Genomic DNA, 17,345 nt, shown 5'->3' with positions numbered 1-17,345 from the left:
GGATGGCCGCGCTGATCGAGGATTACGCGTTGCTGGGCGATCTGCACACGGCGGCGCTGGTGTCACGCCGTGGCGATATCGACTGGCTCTGCCTGCCACGGTTCGACTCGGCCGCCTGCTTCGCCGCGTTGTTGCAGGACGAGCAGGCCGGCACCTGGCAGCTCGCCCCGGTGTCCGGAGAGGCCCGGCGGAGTTACCGCGACGGCACGCTCGTGCTTGCCACCGAATGGGAAACCCCCGACGGCACGGTGCGGGTGCTCGATTTCATGCCACCGCGTCGTGACACGCCGACCGTCGTCCGCATCGTCGAAGGGGTCACCGGACGCGTCCCGATGCGCATGACGGTGCGCCCACGGTTCGACTACGGCTCGATCGTTCCCTGGATTCACGGCGACGGCACCGCGCACACCGCGATCGCGGGCCCCGACGCCGTCTCGTTGACCACCCCGGTCTCCGTGACCAACGACGGCGCAGCCCTGAGCGCGCGGTTCGAAGTCGCGGCCGGTGAACGGGTGCCGTTCGTGCTCGGCTACCGGCCTTCGCACCTGCCCGAACCCCGCGCGCTGGACGCGGAACAGGCCCTCGGGGACACCGAGCGCTTCTGGACCGAGTGGATCTCCCGCTGCCGCTACCGCGGTCCGTGGGAGGCCGCGGTCCGGCGGGCGCTGATCACCGTGAAAGCGCTTACCTACGCGCCCACCGGCGGGATACTGGCCGCGGCCACCACGTCACTGCCCGAGCAGCTCGGCGGCAGCAGGAACTGGGATTACCGCTACTGCTGGCTGCGGGATTCCACGTTCACCTTGCAGGCCTTGCTGGGCACCGGTTACACCGAGGAAGCGCGCGCTTGGCGGGAATGGCTGGTGCGTGCCGTCGCCGGTGACCCGGCCGATCTGCAGATGATGTACGGCCTCGACGGTGCCCGCCGCATCACGGAGTCCACTGTGGACTGGCTTGCCGGGTATGAGAAATCCCGGCCGGTGCGGGTCGGCAACGCGGCCTCCGGGCAGTTCCAGCTCGACGTGTGGGGTGAGGTTCTCGACGGGTTGCACCTGGTGCGTGACACCGGCCTTCCGGTCGAACACGAGGCATGGGAACTGCAACGCGGCATGCTCGATTACCTGGAGGGGCATTGGGATCAGCCGGACAACAGTCTGTGGGAGGTCCGCGGCCCGCGCCGGCATTTCACGCATTCCAAGGTCATGGCCTGGGCTGGCGTGGATCGCGCCGTACACACCGTCGAACGCCACGGCCTCGACGGCCCGCTCGACGAATGGCGAGCGCTGGCCGCACGCATTCACGACGACGTGTGCGCTCATGCGTATGACCCCGACCGCAACACGTTCACCCAGTTCTACGGGTCAAAAGCCCTTGATGCGGCGCTTCTGCTCATCCCGCGGGTGGGCTTCCTGCCGTGGCACGACCGGCGGGTGGTCGGCACCATCGAAGCGGTGCGAAGCGACCTCGCCCACGACGGCCTGCTGCGCCGTTACGACCCTGACCCCGAACTGGAAGGCCTCAGCGGTTCCGAAGGAGCGTTCCTGACCTGCAGCTTCTGGCTCACCGACGCCCTGCACGGCATCGGCCGCACCACCGAGGCCCAGCAGCTGTTCGAGCAGCTGCTCGCGTTGCGCAACGACGTGGGCCTGCTCAGCGAGGAATACGACACCGGCCGTCACCGCCAGATCGGCAACACCCCGCAAGCGTTCAGCATGGTCGGCCTGATCAATACCGCCCGCCTCCTGCACCCCGGCCCGTCACGGCGCCACCGGGTGCGGCGGTAACGCGGGCCGGCGCAGCCCGAACCGGGTTGCCTGCTCGAAGGCGTGGCCGATCTGCAGCAGACCGAACTCGCCACGATGGGGCGCGACCAACTGCAACCCCACGGGGAGGCCGTCGGGCGTGAACCCGGCCGGCACCGACAAAGCCGGCGAGCCCGTCACGGTGATGTAGTAGCACGACCGCATCCAGTCGAGGTAGTCGTACTGGGGCACGCCGTCGACGGAGGTCGGGTACTCCAGTTCGATGTCGAACGGCGGCACCTGGCTGACCGGCAGCGCCAGCACGTCATACCGGTGAAAGAACCGCCGCATCTCGTGGTACAGCTGGGTGTGCAGGGTTTCGGCGCGTGCCAGGTCCGTGCCGTGCAGGCGCCTGCCCTGCTCGATGTTGTCCGCCAGGCTCGGTTTGAGCAGCTCGCGCGATTGGTCCAGCACCGGGCCCAGCGTCAGCTCGAACTGCCACGCCCGCAGCGTCCGGAACACCTCGTCCGCGCCGGTCAGTGCGGGGCTCGCCTCCTCGACCACGCAACCGAGTTCCTCGAATACCCGCACCTGCGCCGCCAGTGTCGACCGCACCACGGGGTCAACGGGGAAACTCCCCCCGAGGTCCGGACTCCACGCGACGCGCAACCCGGTGAGATCGCGTTCGAGCGGCTGCGTGAAAGCGCTTCCAGACTCACTGATCGAGATCGGCGAACGGTCGTCCGGACCGGCGATCACGGACATCATCAGCGCGACATCCGCGACCGTGCGCGCGAGCGGACCGGACACCGCCATCGTCGACCAGGCAGCAGGGCCGGGAAAGCCCGGCACCCGGCCCGGCGCGGGCCGCAGGCCGACGACATTGTTGAACGACGTCGGGTTGCGCAATGAGCCACCCATATCGGACCCGTCGGCCAGCGGCTGCAGACCGCAGGCGAGCGCGACGGCCGCGCCCCCGCTGCTGCCGCCCGCACTCCGGTCGGGCCGGTACGGGTTGCGCGTCGCGCCGAACAGCGGGTTGAACGTGTGAGAGCCGGCGGCGAACTCGGGCACGTTCGTCTTGCCGAGGGTGATCACGCCCGCCCTGCGGAGCCGCTCGATGATCAGCTCGTCCGTGTCCGGCACGTTGTCCGTTCGCACGGGCGAGCCATAGGTGGTGCGGATGCCGGCCGTGTCGTGGGTGTCCTTGTGTGCCATCGGAATCCCGTGCAGGGCGCCGGCCGGCTCACCGGCCGCGAGTCGCCGGTCGGCGTCGGCGGCCTGTTCGAGCGCATACTCCGGCAGCAGCGTCACGATCGCGTTGACCGCCGGGTTGACGCGCTCGATCCGGTCCAGCTGCGCGGTCACCACCTCGCGCGCGGACAGCTCCCGCTCGCGCAGCGCATGGACCAGTTCGGTCGCGCTCAGCCAGCAGATGTCCTCGGTCATCGCGACACGCGGGCCGTGCGGCGCAACCACAACAGGCCGAGCACGGGCAGCACCAACGGGATGAACAGGTAACCCTCGCCGTAGCCGGACCAGACGGTCGCATCGGGGAAGGCCTCGGTGTCGAAGACGCTCAGCGTGCCGATGCTCAGCACACCGAGGAGCTCGACGGACAGGCACACCAGCGCGACACGCCACGATGTCGAGCCGCGGCGGGCCAGCGCCACCGTCGCGATGATGTAGATGACCGCCGCCACCGCGGAAAGGACGTACGCGAGGGGCGCTTCGTGGAACTTGGTCGAGATCTGCACGGCCGCACGCGACGTCGCGGCCAGCGCGAAGATCGCGTATACGGCGACGAGCACCCGGCCCGGGCCCGTGGCGGTGTTCCGCGGTTCAGGCACTCGCGCCTCCCCAGATTTGGTGCAGCCGCAACACCATCACCGGGATCGCGAGGCAGGCCACGCCCAGGATCACCGTGCTGGACCGGCTGCGCTCGGCCAGTGCCCACGCCGCACCGGCCGGGATGATCACCAGCGCGCCGATGAGGTACGCCAGGTACGTCACGAGATTGCCCGGCCGCCCGCCGCCGATCAGCAGCACGATCCCGAGCACCAGCTGCGCGACCACCAGCAGCTCGACCACGGCCAGTCCGGCGAGCAGCGCGCGTTGCGGTTCCCGGTTCCGCGCGGCGAGCACGAACGCCCACGCGGCGACGACCAGTGAGGCCACCGCCACGACCACCGCGAACCCGGAATTCACGGGTCGAGAGTAGCTCGCAGTGGTTTTCGCACGGCGGGCACGTTCACCACAGCGAAACCGAGCGGCGGAAGATCCCGGCGAGATCATCCGCGGTCGGGGTTCGCGGCGCGCCGGCCAGGAGTCGTTGCTGCTTCAGCGCACCCTCGACCAGACTGTCCACATCGGACTCCGTGTAGCCGACCGCGCCGATACCGTCCGGAATCCCGATTCGGGCCATCAGCCGCCGCAGTACCGCGGGCAGGTAGTCGGCGTCATCGCCTGCGCGCTCGACGTCCGGGCCGAGCAACTGCGCGACCCGGATGTGCCGTTCCGGCGCGGCCTCGAAGGTGAACCGGAACGCTTCGGGCGCGGTCAGTGACACCGCCATGCCATGCGGCACAAGGGCTTCGCCGGGCGGGTACCCCGCCGGCACGAAATCGCGGACCTGCCCCGCGATCGGATACGCGTTGGCATGCGGGATGTGCACCCCGGCGTTGCCGAAACCGAGGCCCGCGAACGTCGCGGCGAGCGCGAGGTTCTCCCGTGCCCGCTCATCCTCGCCGTTCTCCACCGCCGCCGGCAGCGAATCGCGCAGCAGCACCAGCGCCCGCTCGGCGAACATGTCGGAGATCGGGTTGGCGCCGCAGTACGGAACCCGCTGCTCGGGCTTCTTCTGCTCGAAATCCGTATAGAACTTCGACGTGTAGCTCTCCGCGGCGTGGCACAGGATGTCCATCCCGCTCGCGGCGGTCACCATGGCGGGCTGGCTGACGGTCAGCCGCGGATCGACGACGGCGAGCGTCGGCCGAAGGCGCAGGTGGCTGATCCCGGTTTTCACCTTGAGCGACAACACATCCAGCACGCAGACTGTGGTGCTCTCGGCCCCCGTCCCGGTTGTGGTCGGCACCGCCACCAGCGGCTTCAACGGGTTGCCCGGTGCGCGGCCACCACCGACCGGCGGGTTGACGTAGTCCATCAACTCGCCCTCGTTGCTGGTCAACAGATTCACGGCCTTCGCGGTGTCGATCGTGGACCCACCGCCGACGGCGACGAACGCGTCCCACGGCCCGGTACCGCGCGCGTGGTCGACGGCCTTGGCCATGCTCACGTCCGTCGGCTCGATGTGCACGCCGTCGTAGATCTCCGCGTGCAGGCCGTATCCGGCGAGCCCCTCGGCGATCCGCGCCGGCCAGCCGGTCGCCGCAACCTGAGGGTCGGTCAGTACCAGCACCCGCCGGGCACCGGCCTGCGTCAGGTCGTATCCGATTTCTTCGCAGGCGCCGGGCCCGTACTTGAGCGCGGGCGCCCCGTAGGTGAAGACGGTTTCGTTCGGCACAAGCCCACCCTAGGTCTACTCAGGGATGATCGCGCCTCACTGTCGATACCTTCCGTTCACTTGACCGGGGTAGTGAAGGTTGCTTACCTTGATCCATCACGTATCAGCAAGGGTGGACCGTGGCGCGGATGGCGGTCCGGGTATTGAGCGACGCCGGGGTACAGCGCGCGTACACCGTGGCCGGTGACTCGTTCCTCGAACTCCTCGACGTCCTCCAGTTCGAAGGTCCCGTGGCCCTGGTCACCGCCCGGCACGAGGTCGGCGCCGCCTTCATGGCCGAGGCCGAGGGCAAGCTACGGGACCGGCCGGCACTGCTGCTGGGCACGCGCGGCGCCGGCATGCTGAACCTGCTGACCGGGGTGCAGACCGCGAGCCAGGACGAGACTCCGCTGGTCGTGCTGCTGCCCGACCGGCCATCGGTGAACCTCTCCGGCGACAAAACCGACGGGCCGGATCTGTTCTCGCCGTTCCGCCCGTTCGCGAAATGGTTCGCGCGCGCCGGCACCGCCGCCGAGGTCCCCATCATGCTCGCCGACGCGCTCAGCGAGGCGCGGCGCGGTCGCCGTGGTCCGGCGGTGCTCATCGTGCCCGACGATTTCTGGGTCGCGCCGTACGACGCGGGCGTGCCTCAGCCCGATCCGGGTCCTGACCGAGGCGGCGCGCTGCTGCGGTCCGCGGACGAGGTGTCGAACCTGCTGGCCGATGCCCGCTACCCGGTCGTCATCGCGGGCAGCGGCGTCCGCCCGGCCCGTGACGAGCTGATCAAGCTCGCCGAGCAGCTGGGGTTGTCGGTGTACAACGCGTTCCGCCGTCAGGACGCGTTCCCGGAGAACCACGCCCGCTACGCCGGGCACCTCGGCATCGGCATCCCCGCGCGGCAGCTGGACGCGCTCGACCGCGCCGATCTGGTGCTCGCGATCGGCACCCGCCTCGACGAGGTCACCACCCAGAACTTCCGTTACCCGTCGACGAGTCAGACGCTGGTGATGATCGGTACCGGGCTGATCCCGTCGCACCGGCGCGGGCTGACCTTTCGCATCGAGGCCGAGGTGGGGCCGTTCCTGCGTGAACTGAACGGGCTGGTGTCCCCGCGCACGCGGCGCAGTTCGGCGGCCAACGCGGCGACGCACACGTTCATGACACCTCCGGACGTGCGCGACAGTGTGCTGGTGCACCCCGCGGACGTGGTGCGCGCGGTGCGCAAGATGGTGCCCGAGGACACGGTTGTCACCACGGATTCCAGCAACTTCGCCAGTTTCGTGCACCGCTACTGGTGTTTCACCGAACCGCACACCCAGCTCGGCCCCGCCGACCGGGGCGTCGGCTACGCGGTGCCCGCGGCGGTCGCGGCCAAGCTCGCCGCACCGCAGCGCACGGTCGTCGCGATGGTCGGCGACGGCAGCTTCATGAGCACCGGGCACGAGCTGGAGACGGCGGTTCGCTACCGGGCGCCGGTGATCGTCGTGGTCAGCCAGAACGGGCTCAACGCCGACGTCGCGATGCATCAGGCGCGCACACACGGGCGGCTGTCCGGGGTGGCGATGGGCACCCTGGATTTCGCGTCGTCGGCGCGGGCGTTCGGCGCGGTCGGCTACACCGTCGAGTCACCCGAACAGCTGGAGCCGACCGTCGGTCGCGCGATGCGTCACCAGCGTCCGAGTGTGATCGATGTGCGGACCGATCCCGACGTGCTGGAGCCCGAGGTGAGGTTGTCCGCCTTGTTCCGTTCGGACCGATCTTCGTGAACAGGTTGGCGCCGCGCGCCGAATTGTGCTTGACTGAGTGCCGGAGCATCGCACCGGTGCTCCATTTCTTTGCTGTATTTGGAGATTGTTTTTATGGTTCAGGGCACCGTGAAGTGGTTCAACTCCGAGAAGGGGTTCGGCTTCATCACCCCCGACAACGGCGGCGGCGACGTTTTCGTGCACTACTCGGAAATTCAGGGCAACGGCTTCCGTAGCCTCGACGAGAACGCACGCGTCGAGTTCGAGATCGGTCAGGGACAGAAGGGCCCGCAGGCCACCTCTGTCAGCCTCATCTAAGAGCTTCGCGAATGGGGCGCCCCTGCTCGCGCAGGGGCGCTTCGCCGTTTTCGCTCCGCGTGTCTTTCGGGGGTCGAGCCCCCGTGCCCCCGCCAGGGGGCAAGCCCACTGGACCCCCGGGGCGCTTCGCCTTTTTCTTGCTCCCGCCATGACAAACGGCCACACTCCATGGCGACGTCCGCGGCGACTCGGATACCTTCATGCGGGTACGTGACGCGGAGGGTGGAAATTTCATGACGAGTACCGCGGTGCGGCCGGGGGCGCCGAGCGGACCCGTGCCGGAACCTCCCGTGCCCGAACCCGAGGGCGAACCCGGGCGCAGCGGTCTCGCCGGTCTGGTCGAGCTGCCTGTCACCGCGTGGCGCCGGCTGATCCAGTCACTGCGTCGCAGTCCGGGCAGGCTCACCGCGATGGGTGTCGGACTTGTCGTGCTGGTCTTGGTGTTCGGCGCGGTCGGGACTTTTACCGTCCAGCACAAGCAAGACACGATCAACGAGCTGATCGACCACCGCGAGCCGTTGACCGCCGCATCGCAGGAGATCTACCGCTCGCTCTCAGACGCGGATGCCACTTCGGCCAACGCGTTCCTGGTGATCGGCGCCGAGCCGGCCGAACTGCGTGACCGGTACAACGTGGACATTGCGCGGGCCGGTGCCGCGCTCGCGAAAGCCGCTTCGGACTCCGAAGGCTACGGCGACGCCGCCAAGAAGGTCGACATCCTCAGCCGCAATCTTCCGGTCTACACCGGCATCATCGAGCGCGCGCGGGTGAACAACCTGCAAGGCTTCCCGGTGGGTGCGTCCTATCTGCGCGAGGCCTCGAATCTCATGCGCACGGTGATCCTGCCCGCGGCCGGGGATCTGTACCAGCTCGACACCGGCAGGCTGACCGCCGAACAGGAGGCCGTGAGCGGTTTCCTTTCGGTCAGCACGCCACTGCTCATCGTCGTGATCGCCGCCCTCATCGCGACGCAGATCTACCTGACCCGGCGGACGAACCGGTTGCTCAACATCGGGCTCGTCGTCGCGACGGGCGCGATGGTGGTGGTGTTGTTGTGGGGCACGGTCGCGCTCATCGTGCAGAGCGTGCTCGTCGCCGACGGCCGCGACGACGGTAGCCACCCGGTTGACGTGCTGGTTCAGGCGCGCAGCGGCGCGGTCCAGGCCAGGGCCGACGAGCTGATGACCCTTGTCTCGCGCGGCGACGGCTCCACCTACGAGGCGGACTACCAGCAGCTTCACCCGCAGGTCACCAGTTTGCTGAAACAGGCGCACGGGCTGATGAGCGGTAAGGCAGGCGAGCAGATCGAGGCGGCGCAGGCGGCCGGCACCACGTGGTTCGACATCCACAAGGACATCCGCGCGAAGGACGACGGCGGCAACTACGCCGACGCGGTACACGAGGCAGTGGACCCGACGGCGCCGAACGGCGCCGCCGCTTCGTTCGCCAAGGTGGACCAGGCGCTGGGCACCGCGATCGACATCGGCCGCCAGAACTTCCTCGACGACACTCGCTCCGCCGAGCAGGCGCTGACGTTGCTGGCGCCGGGGGTTGCTGTGTTCTCGGTGATCGCCGCCGCCGGCGTCACCATCGGGATCCGTGACCGGCTGAGGGAGTTCCGGTGAGCAGAACGAGGCTCGCGACGGTTCTGGTGGCCGTGGTGTTGCTCGTCGCGGGGTGTGGCAACGCGGGCAGTCCGATCGATCCGGCGCCGGTCGGCGCGGTGCAGGTGCCGACGCCCGCGAACGTGGGCGGCGCGGACAAGACCAACACCGGTGCCGATTCCGCGAACTGTGACACGCGCAGTCTCGCGCCGAGCCCGGGCATCCCGCCGGGGTCCACCATGGCGGCGATCCGCCAGCGCGGCAGGCTGATCGCCGGAGTGGACCAGACCACTTACCTGTTCGGTTTCCTCAATCCCGCCAACGGTCAGCTCGAGGGTTTCGACATCGAGATGGTCAAGCAGCTCGCCAGCGCGATCTTCGGCAGCTGGGAAGGACACGTGCAGTGGACGACGATCCCGTCGTCCCAGCGGGAGAACGTGTTGCGCACGCACGCGGTGGATCTTGTGGTCCGTACCTACAGCATCAACTGCACACGGCTCAAAGACGTGGACTTCTCCGCGACCTACTACGTCGCCGGGCAGCGGGTGCTCGCGCCGCGTAACTCCGGCATCACCGGGTTGTCCGATCTCGGCGGGAAGAAGGTCTGTGCCACAAGGAGTTCCACCTCGCTCGGCGCGATACAGGCGGCACCGTCGAAGCCGGTCCCGGTGTCGGTGGACAACTGGTCGGACTGCCTGGTCCTGTTGCAGCAGGGACAGGTCGACGCGATCTCCACGGACGACGTGATCCTGGCCGGCATGGCGAAACAGGATCCGAACGTGGCGGTCGTCGGCGAGCGGTTCACGCAGGAGAACTACGGCATCGGGATCCCGAAGGGCCAGCAGGACATGGTCCGGTTCGTCAACTCCGTGCTCGAAAATGTCCGGAACAACGGGGCCTGGCAGCGGAACTACAACACGTGGATCGCGCCGATGCTCGGGCCGGCCGGTCCGCCGAGTGTTTCGTACCAGTGAGGAAGTAATGCCCGACAACGAACCCATCTCCGGCCGGCTGGACGAGGCACCGCCGGAGGCGACGCGGTTCATCCGCCCCGCTCCGCAATCGCAACCGGAGGAGCCACTGGCGACGAGCGTGCTCGCCAGCGCGCCGCCGACCACGAGCATCGCCGTGCCGCGCCCCGCGGCCGAGCACGGCGGACCGGGCGTGCTGCCCGATCCGGGCACCGACAGCGTGCTGCCGGAGATGTCCAGCGGCCGCGGGTCCGGTTCCGGCAGCGGCCCCGGCACCGGTCCGGGCACGGGGTCCGGCCCGTTCGCCGGCACCTCCCGGCGCAGCGGCCGCCGCAGCTCCCGGCGCGGCCGGCTCGGGCTGGGTCTGGTGGACGTGCCACCGGTGCCCTACCGCGACCCGGCGTCCGCGGTACTGACGAATCCGGTGGTGTCGGAGGAAAAACGGTACTGCGGCAACTGTTCGGCCAAGGTCGGCCGAGGTGACGACGGGCCCGAGGGCGTGTGCGAAAAATGCGGCACGTCGTACTCGTTCGTACCGAAGCTACAGCCCGGTGACGTCGTCGGCGGGCAGTACGAGGTGCTGGGCGCGATCGCCTACGGTGGCCTCGGCTGGATTTACCTGGCGCAGGACCACAATGTCAACGACCGCTGGGTTGTCCTCAAAGGACTGATCGACACCGGCGACGTGACCGCGATGAACGCCGCCGTCAACGAAACCCGGTTCCTGGCCGAGGTCGAGCACCCGAACATCGTCCGGATCTACAACTTCGTCCAGCATCCGGATACTCGCACCGGGCACTCGGTCGGCTACATCGTGATGGAGTACGTGGGCGGTCAGTCGCTGCGGCAGCTCGCGCTGGCGCACTACCGCGCGGTGGGCAGGCCGGACCCGCTGCCGATCGCCCAGGTCATCGCCTACGGTCTGGAGATCCTGCCCGCGCTCGGCTACCTGCACAGCCAGAACCTGCTGTACTGCGATCTCAAGCCGGACAACGTGATCCAGACCCACGAGCAGCTCAAGCTGATCGATCTCGGTGCGGTGCGGCGGATCGATGACTATTCGAGCCCGCTGTTCTTCACCACCGGTTACAGCGCACCGGAACTGGCCACCCATGGCGCGTCGGTCGCATCCGATCTGTACACGGTGGGCCGCACCCTCGCCGTGCTCAGCTTCGAGTTCAACGGCTACACCACGAAGTACAAGGACTCGCTGCCGAGCGCGGACGAGGTCCCGCTGTTCAAGCTTTTCGGTTCGTACCACCGGTTCCTCAAGCGCGCGACGCATCCCGACCCGGACCGCCGGTTCATCACCGCGGAGGACATGGCCGATCAGCTGGCCGGGGTGCTGCGCGAGATCATGGCCATGGGCACCGGAAAAGCCCGGCCCGGAGTGTCCACTGTGTTCGGTCCGGAGACCAGCACGTTCGGCATCGACATCGTGGTACCAGAGCCGGGGCAGCCGGTGCCGCTGCCGAAGGGCGCCGAGGTCGTCGGCGGGCTGCCGATCCCGCAGGTCGACACGAGCGACCCGGCGGCCGGTGTGCTGGCCACGACCACCGCACTCGACCCGCAGGGCGCGATCGACGCACTCATCGGCGCGCCGCGCGAGTCGATCGAGGTGCGGCTGCGGATCGTCCGTGCCCGGATTGAGCTGGGCGAGCTCGCCGAGGCGAGCAGGCAGCTGCAAGCCGCGCAGTACCTGGCGATCCGCGCGGGATACCCGCACGACTGGCGGATCGACTGGCACCGCGGGCTGATCGAGCTGGCCGGCGGTCGGCAACGCGTCGCACAGGTCGCTTTCGAAGCGGTGTATGACGATCTGCCCGGAGAGCTCGCGCCGAAGCTCGCGCTGGCGGTGAGCGCCGAAGGCGTCGGTGACCATTTCGCGGCTTCGCGGCTCTACGAGCTGGTGTGGCGGACCGATCGCAGTTACGTGAGCGCCGCTTTCGGCCTGGCCCGGGTGTATCTGGCGCAGGGCGCCCGCGCAGGCGCGGTCGAGGTGCTCGAATCGGTGCCGTCCTCGTCGACGCACTACGTCGCCGCACAGGTCGCCGCGATCAAGATCAAGACCAGGGCGAGCGGCGACGGTTCGGTGACCGAAGGAGATCTCCTCGACGCGGGAACACGGCTCGAGCGGCTCAGCCTCGACGCGGAGAGCCGGACGAAACTGACCGCGGAGGTACTGGAAGCCGCATTCGAGTGGGTGCGCTCCGGTCCACCCGATCACCATACGTCGACGCGTGTGCTGGGCTACGCACTGTCCGAACGGGACGTCCGATTTGGACTGGAGCGCTGTTATCGCACCCTGGCAAGGCTTGCCCATACTTCGTCGGACCGCATCGACCTCGTCGACCGCGCCAACGAAATCCGGCCGCGCACCCTGACCTAGCGGCTGGGGTCAGGGGTTGATCTGCTCCGCCCGCTTCAACTTCGTCAGCGCGTCCGGCGCGCCGTGTGTCGTGAAGTGTTCGAGGGCGACTTCGACGAACAGCGCGCGGGCGCGCACGGCGACGGGCCCGTCCTCGGTGTCGAGCCTGCCTTCCGCGCTCGCGTAGAGCTTCCGGCCCGCGACCCCGTCGACCTTCGCGGTGATGAACAGCGTCGATCCGACCGGTACCGGCCGTACGAAGTCCGTCTCGAGCTTCCCGGTCACCGACGGGCGGCGCAGCACGTTGCCGACCGTTGAGCCAATCGCTTCATCGAACGCGCAGGCCAGCAGGCCGCCGTGGGCCAGTCCCGGCGCGCCCTGGTGTGCCTCGGTGACGGTGAACCGGGAGTGCACCAGCGCATGCTCGCCCATCGTCGAGCGCATGTGCAGCCCGCCGTCTAATTCGCCACAGCCGAAGCACCGGTCGTAGTGCATCGGGAGTTCCGTGCCGGGCGGCGGTGTGTCGGGATGCGGCGCCGGCTGCTCGGTCCGGACCGGGGGCCACACTGCGGGAAACCGGGTTCCGTCGCTCATTCGACCAAGCTAACTCGCGGCCGCACTGGATTTCCCACATGCCCCTTCTTCGGAGAGACAAGGAACACGCGAAGCTGGAAAATTACTGCCAATCGCGCGGGAGCGACTAAGGTCGCCACATTGCCCGCTGGCTACGGAACTGTGCATGAGGAGGTCGGGGAGTATGGCGGATTCGGCGGCCCAGGAACAGGAAATCGACCCGAGAACCGTCAAACGGGCGGTGATCGCCTCGGCGATGGGTAACGCAACCGAATGGTACGACTACGGTGTGTTCACCTCCGGTGCGATCGCCACGGCCATCGGTACCGTGTTCTTCCCTGGTGAGGGCAACGCGGTCCTGAAATCGCTCGCGCTGGTCGCGATCGGGTTCGTGGTCAGGCCCTTCGGCGGAGCGTTCTTCGGGCCCCTCGGCGACAAACTCGGCAGGCAGAAGGTCCTCGCGATCACGATCCTGCTGATGTCCGGCTGTACCTTCCTGGTCGGCTGCCTGCCCACCTACGCGGGCGGCTACGCGATCGGGATCGGCGCGCCGATCCTCGTCCTGCTGCTCCGGCTGATCCAGGGCTTCTCGACCGGTGGCGAGTACGGCGGCGCGGCGACGTTCATCGCCGAGTACGCCCCGACCCGCCGCCGCGGGTTCTTCGGCAGCTTCCTGGAGTTCGGCACGCTGACCGGTTACGTGCTGGGCAACGTCGTCGTGCTCGCGGTGACACTGTCGTTCACCGCGCAGCAGGTGGAAAGCTGGGCGTGGCGGATCCCGTTCTTCGTTGCGCTGCCGCTCGGCCTCGTCGGGCTCTACCTGCGGTCGAAACTGGAGGACACCCCGGAGTTCCAGCGGCTGGAGAAGTCCGGTGAGAAGGCGGAGAAGGCACCGCTCAAGGAGACGCTGACCCAGAACTGGCGGATGATCCTGAACCTCGTCGGGATCGTGCTGCTGCTCAACATCGCGGACTACATGCTGCTGACCACGATGCCGACCTACTTCACGGATACGTTGAAAATCAACGACAACACCTCGACGATGATCATCATCGGGGTCGAGCTCGTGCAGATGGCGCTGATCGCACCGCTGGGCGCGCTGTCCGACCGGATCGGCCGGAAACCGTTGCTGCTCACCGCGGCGATCGGGTACATCGTGCTGAGCTACCCGTCGATCAAGCTGATGCAGAGCGGGAACATCGCGTTGCTGGTGGTCGGGTTCGCCATCGTGGCGTTGCTGCTGGTGCTGATGCTCGCGGTGATCGGCTCGACGTTCCCGGCGATGTTCCCGACGCGGGTGCGCTACGGCTCGTTCGCCATCGGGTACAACGTGTCCACGTCGATCTTCGGTGGTACCTGCGGCGTGGTCGTCACCGCGCTCATCCATGGCACCGGGAACAATGACTGGCCGGCGTTCTACCTGATGATCGCGGCCGCGATCGCGGTGGTGCCGATCCTGCGCATCCCGGAGACGGCACGGGTTCCGATCGCGCAGATCGAGGTCCAGACCACGCCGTCGGCAGGGCTGCGGACCGCCACGAGCTGACCCGATTCGGGCAGGGGCCGCGCTTTCTTCCGAAGGCGCGGCCCCTGCCGGCTCAGTCGGCGGTGCGGCGAGGAGCGAAGTGCCGGCGTGACCACGCCGCCAGGATCGCCGAAATACCCAACGCGACGCCACCTTCCACGAGCAGCACAGTGAACACCATGGACTTCCTCCTCTTCACCGGATCGTCCGGCGAGTGCCGGCACGGTACTTGGCTGGACCACTTGGTGGGTCCCGAGTGTTCATCGTTCACGAACTGCGAGGTATTTCAGCAGAACCTTGCGTTGAGTCGTGATCTCGGCCACGGCAAGATGGGGGCACCGTAAGTGAGGAGAGGGCGGCGATGACCGACCGCAACGAGACCCCGGGAATGGCGGATGCCGCGCGGTTGCTCGACGACTGCACCCAGCAGCTGATTCCGGTTCCGGCGTTCCTTGACGAACAGACCACCACCGAGCGCCTCGAATGCACGCAGGCCGCCGAGGAGAACCTCGACGGCCACGTGCTTTAGTGCCGGGTAAGGGTTACGCGCTCGCGGAGAGCTTGGTCCAGTCCTGCCAGGAGTAGGTCCAGTCCGAGTAGTCGCCGTCCTGCGGACTGAGTTGCTGGGTGCTGCCGGTGATTTCGACCGGGTCACCCATGAGCACCCCGTCGTAGTACTCCTTGGCTCGCGCGGGCGAGAGGTTCAGGCAACCGTGCGAGATGTTCTTCTTGCCCTGGGCCCACACCGAGGCGGCGAGGCCGTGGATGAACTCGCCGTTGTTGGAGATGCGCACGGCCCACGGCACGTTCACGTCGGTGTAGCCGTAGCGCGGATTGCTCATCGAGTACACGGGGTGCTTGTCCATCACGACGTGGATCCCGCTGTGCGTGACGCGGCCAGGGTCGGAGTCGAGCCCGTAGCTGACCGGGTAGTCCGCGATCTGCTGCCCGTCGCGGATCACCTGCATGTGGTGGGTCCTGGTGTCACCGCGGACGATCTGCGAGCGGCCGATGGTGAAGGACGAGGTCACGTCCTGCTTGCCGTAGGTGCCATCGGCGAGCTTGACCCCGTAGATCTTCGCGGCCACGGTGACCTTGGTGCCCGGCTGGAAGTAATCCTTGGGGCGCCAGTGAACCTGGGTGTCGGACAGCCACGCCCATGCCCCCTCGGTCTTGGGCGTGGTCTCCACGGAAAGCGCCTTCTGCACGGCGGCCTTGTCGGTCACCTTGCTGGAGAAGGTCAGCGCGATCGGCATCGCGATGCCGTAGGTCTGGTCGTCACCGACGTTGAGGCTGCCGGAAATCTGCCGTTTCGGGGTCACGGTGCTGAACTGGCCGGCCAGCGGGACCGGTCGTCCGTCGGAGCCGACCGCGGTGCCGGACCAGGTGTAGGTCTTGCCGTAACCGAGCGACTCGGTGGGCGCCCAGCTGTGCTTGTCGGCGGCGAGCTGACCGGCGACCTGCTTGCCGTCCGGGTTGGTCAGAGTGACTGCCTGGAGGGCGCCGTCGGTGACGGACACAGTGACCGGATCCCCCGGCGCGACGTTCGTGGCCCCCGCGGCGGGCTGGAAGCTCAGTGCTGCCTTCGCCTCCGTCGAGCCACTTCCCGCCGGACTCGGGGTGCCGTTCACCGGCGTCGGCGTCGGATTGCCCGTGCAGGCACTGAGCGCGAGTGTCGCGGACACGCCGAATGCGATCAGCGCGGCTGGCAGACGACGTGTTCTGAGTAGTCTCACCGGTGGATGCCCCTTCTCCCCTTTAGCCCCGAAGACGTCCGCCAACTTGGCACGTTGACACCCGAACGGGTGACATGTGTCACTACTTTGTGTGGACGGAACAGATCATGAGAGTACCCGGCCTCCTCCGCCGCGAACCCTGAATTCACCGTACGACGTTCCGGTGACATCGAAGAACGGGTGTGGAGGGGCTTTCGATTTCGCCAGATCCCGGTACGCTGCCCACTAGGCCGTCGTTTTGCGTGTTCGTGGCTTCACACTCGCGGAACTTCTGACGCGAGCCATGAGCCGGACACGCGCTCTTCGCTCGTCTCGTTGGAACCGCCCGGGACGGCCCGGGTGTCGCCGCGGTGGCGCCCGATGCGGATGTAACGAGGAGTACAGCGGTGGCGCAAGGCACTGTGAAGTGGTTCAACGCCGAGAAGGGCTTCGGCTTCATCGCCCAGGATGGCGGCGAGGGCGATGTGTTCGTGCACTACTCGGAGATCGATGGGCGCGGCTTCCGCACCCTCGAGGAGAACCAGCGGGTTGAGTTCGAGGTCGGGCAGGGCCAGAAGGGCCCGCAGGCCCAGAAGGTGCGCGTCATCTGACGCTTCCTGCAGCACGTCGCAAGCCCCCGGTGGGATCTTCCCGCCGGGGGCTTGTTCGTTGTTCGGGGGCCGGGTTGTTTTCTTTGCGCCGACGGGGGAATCAGCGGCTTGCGGGCGGGGTCAGGACCAGTTCTTGTCGAACACGTGCTGGTCGGTGTTGGCGGTTCCGGCGTGGTCGGCGAACTGACGTCGCTGCGCGGAGGCGGCCTGGGATTCCCAGGAAAGGCGCTCGAGGATCCAGTCACGCGCCAGCGCCTGCGGCGAGGTGCCGCGTTCCTGGGCGATGTCCCGGAGCTGAGAGCTGGCGATGAGGCTCATCCGCAGCTGGTACACCTGCGCCTCGCCGAAGCGCTTGCCGGTGCCGGTGCTTTCGGGCCCCGTAGCGGTCTCCGGCGCCAGCGCGGCGAGGTAACTGGTCAGCTCGTGATCCTCGACGGCGCCGTCGGCTTCCCGGGCGCTGTTGCGATGCCGCCCGGGGTTGATGGGCTTGACCGCCTTGAGGTCGGTTCTCGTGTTACCGCGACGTCCTATCGATGGAAGAGGCACGCGCCCACGATAACGGTTAAGTCACGCCAACCGCCCCAATGTGACCCGAGCCACACAAGACAGCGGCTCGCGCTACTCCACCTGAGCGCCGCGGACACCCACATAGCCCAACCCCGCCACAACCC

The 17,345-nt window shown here is 68.0% G+C and carries 16 protein-coding genes; 9 read left to right on the top strand and 7 right to left on the bottom strand.

Going from position 1 to position 17,345, the window contains the following annotated elements; all coding sequences use genetic code 11:
• The first annotated feature begins 2 nt into the window (after positions 1-2).
• A complete protein-coding gene (locus tag GKO32_RS18955; protein ID WP_154758219.1) occupies positions 3-1,784 on the top strand; it encodes a glycoside hydrolase family 15 protein in 1,782 nt (593 codons plus the stop codon).
• On the opposite strand, the gene GKO32_RS18950 is transcribed toward GKO32_RS18955, so the two are convergent.
• From GKO32_RS18950 to GKO32_RS18935, 4 genes are read right to left on the bottom strand one after another with little or no spacing between them, the layout of a single operon-like run.
• Positions 1,758-3,191 (bottom strand): amidase, encoded by a 1,434-nt coding sequence (locus GKO32_RS18950; protein ID WP_154758218.1) that lies wholly within the window; start codon positions 3,189-3,191, stop codon positions 1,758-1,760. The genes GKO32_RS18955 and GKO32_RS18950 overlap by 27 nt on opposite strands.
• On the bottom strand, positions 3,188-3,592 hold the full coding sequence (locus tag GKO32_RS18945) for a hypothetical protein (protein WP_312868113.1): 405 nt from the start codon (positions 3,590-3,592) through the stop codon (positions 3,188-3,190). The genes GKO32_RS18950 and GKO32_RS18945 overlap by 4 nt, the downstream gene beginning before the upstream one ends.
• Positions 3,585-3,950 (bottom strand): hypothetical protein, encoded by a 366-nt coding sequence (locus GKO32_RS18940; protein ID WP_312868112.1) that lies wholly within the window; start codon positions 3,948-3,950, stop codon positions 3,585-3,587. Before GKO32_RS18940 ends, GKO32_RS18945 begins: the two co-directional genes overlap by 8 nt.
• Before the next feature lie 43 nt (positions 3,951-3,993).
• Entirely contained in the window at positions 3,994-5,265 is a 1,272-nt protein-coding gene (locus GKO32_RS18935) for a hydroxyacid-oxoacid transhydrogenase (protein ID WP_312868111.1), read from the bottom strand.
• Between the two features lie 128 nt (positions 5,266-5,393).
• On the opposite strand from GKO32_RS18935, the gene GKO32_RS18930 reads away from it, so the two are divergent.
• The 5 genes from GKO32_RS18930 (at position 5,394) to GKO32_RS18910 (ending at position 12,271) form a co-directional block, all read left to right on the top strand.
• Positions 5,394-7,010, top strand: coding sequence for a thiamine pyrophosphate-binding protein (locus GKO32_RS18930; RefSeq protein WP_154758217.1), 1,617 nt, complete (start codon positions 5,394-5,396; stop codon positions 7,008-7,010).
• 93 nt (positions 7,011-7,103) lie between these two features.
• Positions 7,104-7,307, top strand: coding sequence for a cold-shock protein (locus GKO32_RS18925; RefSeq protein ID WP_144637787.1), 204 nt, complete (start codon positions 7,104-7,106; stop codon positions 7,305-7,307).
• A 233-nt stretch (positions 7,308-7,540) separates the two neighbouring features.
• Positions 7,541-8,932 carry a GlnX family signal transduction membrane protein gene (locus GKO32_RS18920; RefSeq protein WP_154758216.1) on the top strand — a complete coding sequence of 464 codons (1,392 nt, stop codon included), beginning with the start codon at positions 7,541-7,543 and terminating at the stop codon, positions 8,930-8,932.
• On the top strand, positions 8,929-9,885 hold the full coding sequence (locus GKO32_RS18915) for a glutamate ABC transporter substrate-binding protein (protein WP_312868109.1): 957 nt from the start codon (positions 8,929-8,931) through the stop codon (positions 9,883-9,885). The genes GKO32_RS18920 and GKO32_RS18915 overlap by 4 nt, the downstream gene beginning before the upstream one ends.
• Positions 9,886-9,892: 7 nt before the next feature.
• Positions 9,893-12,271, top strand: coding sequence for a serine/threonine-protein kinase (locus GKO32_RS18910; RefSeq protein WP_154758215.1), 2,379 nt, complete (start codon positions 9,893-9,895; stop codon positions 12,269-12,271).
• A gap of 9 nt (positions 12,272-12,280) precedes the next feature.
• Here the strand turns inward: GKO32_RS18910 and GKO32_RS18905 are convergent, their stop codons facing one another.
• Positions 12,281-12,844: a PaaI family thioesterase gene (locus GKO32_RS18905; protein WP_246244084.1), complete on the bottom strand. Its 564-nt coding sequence runs from the start codon at positions 12,842-12,844 to the stop codon at positions 12,281-12,283.
• A gap of 163 nt (positions 12,845-13,007) precedes the next feature.
• On the opposite strand from GKO32_RS18905, the gene GKO32_RS18900 reads away from it, so the two are divergent.
• Together GKO32_RS18900 and GKO32_RS18895 are read left to right on the top strand one after the other, a co-directional pair.
• On the top strand, positions 13,008-14,369 hold the full coding sequence (locus GKO32_RS18900) for an MFS transporter (RefSeq protein WP_154758214.1): 1,362 nt from the start codon (positions 13,008-13,010) through the stop codon (positions 14,367-14,369).
• Positions 14,370-14,709: 340 nt separating this feature from the next.
• The gene (locus tag GKO32_RS18895) at positions 14,710-14,877 is read left to right on the top strand and encodes a hypothetical protein (RefSeq protein WP_154758213.1); all 168 of its coding nucleotides are present in this window, start codon (positions 14,710-14,712) and stop codon (positions 14,875-14,877) included.
• A gap of 13 nt (positions 14,878-14,890) precedes the next feature.
• On the opposite strand, the gene GKO32_RS18890 is transcribed toward GKO32_RS18895, so the two are convergent.
• Complete coding sequence (locus GKO32_RS18890; RefSeq protein WP_312868108.1) at positions 14,891-16,084, bottom strand: L,D-transpeptidase; 1,194 nt, start codon at positions 16,082-16,084, stop codon at positions 14,891-14,893.
• Positions 16,085-16,470: 386 nt separating this feature from the next.
• Between GKO32_RS18890 and GKO32_RS18885 the strand changes: the two genes are divergently transcribed.
• Entirely contained in the window at positions 16,471-16,674 is a 204-nt protein-coding gene (locus GKO32_RS18885) for a cold-shock protein (protein WP_027941311.1), read from the top strand.
• A 120-nt stretch (positions 16,675-16,794) separates the two neighbouring features.
• Here GKO32_RS18885 and GKO32_RS18880 read toward each other — a convergent pair whose 3' ends face one another.
• Positions 16,795-17,220, bottom strand: a complete 426-nt coding sequence (locus GKO32_RS18880; protein ID WP_312868107.1) for a hypothetical protein — start codon at positions 17,218-17,220, stop codon at positions 16,795-16,797.
• Between the last annotated feature and the right edge of the window lie 125 nt (positions 17,221-17,345).

Origin of the sequence: Amycolatopsis pithecellobii, from assembly GCF_009707865.1 — a bacterium.
Lineage (GTDB): Bacteria > Actinomycetota > Actinomycetes > Mycobacteriales > Pseudonocardiaceae > Amycolatopsis_E > Amycolatopsis_E pithecellobii.
This window is presented reverse-complemented; position numbering and strand designations above follow the sequence as displayed.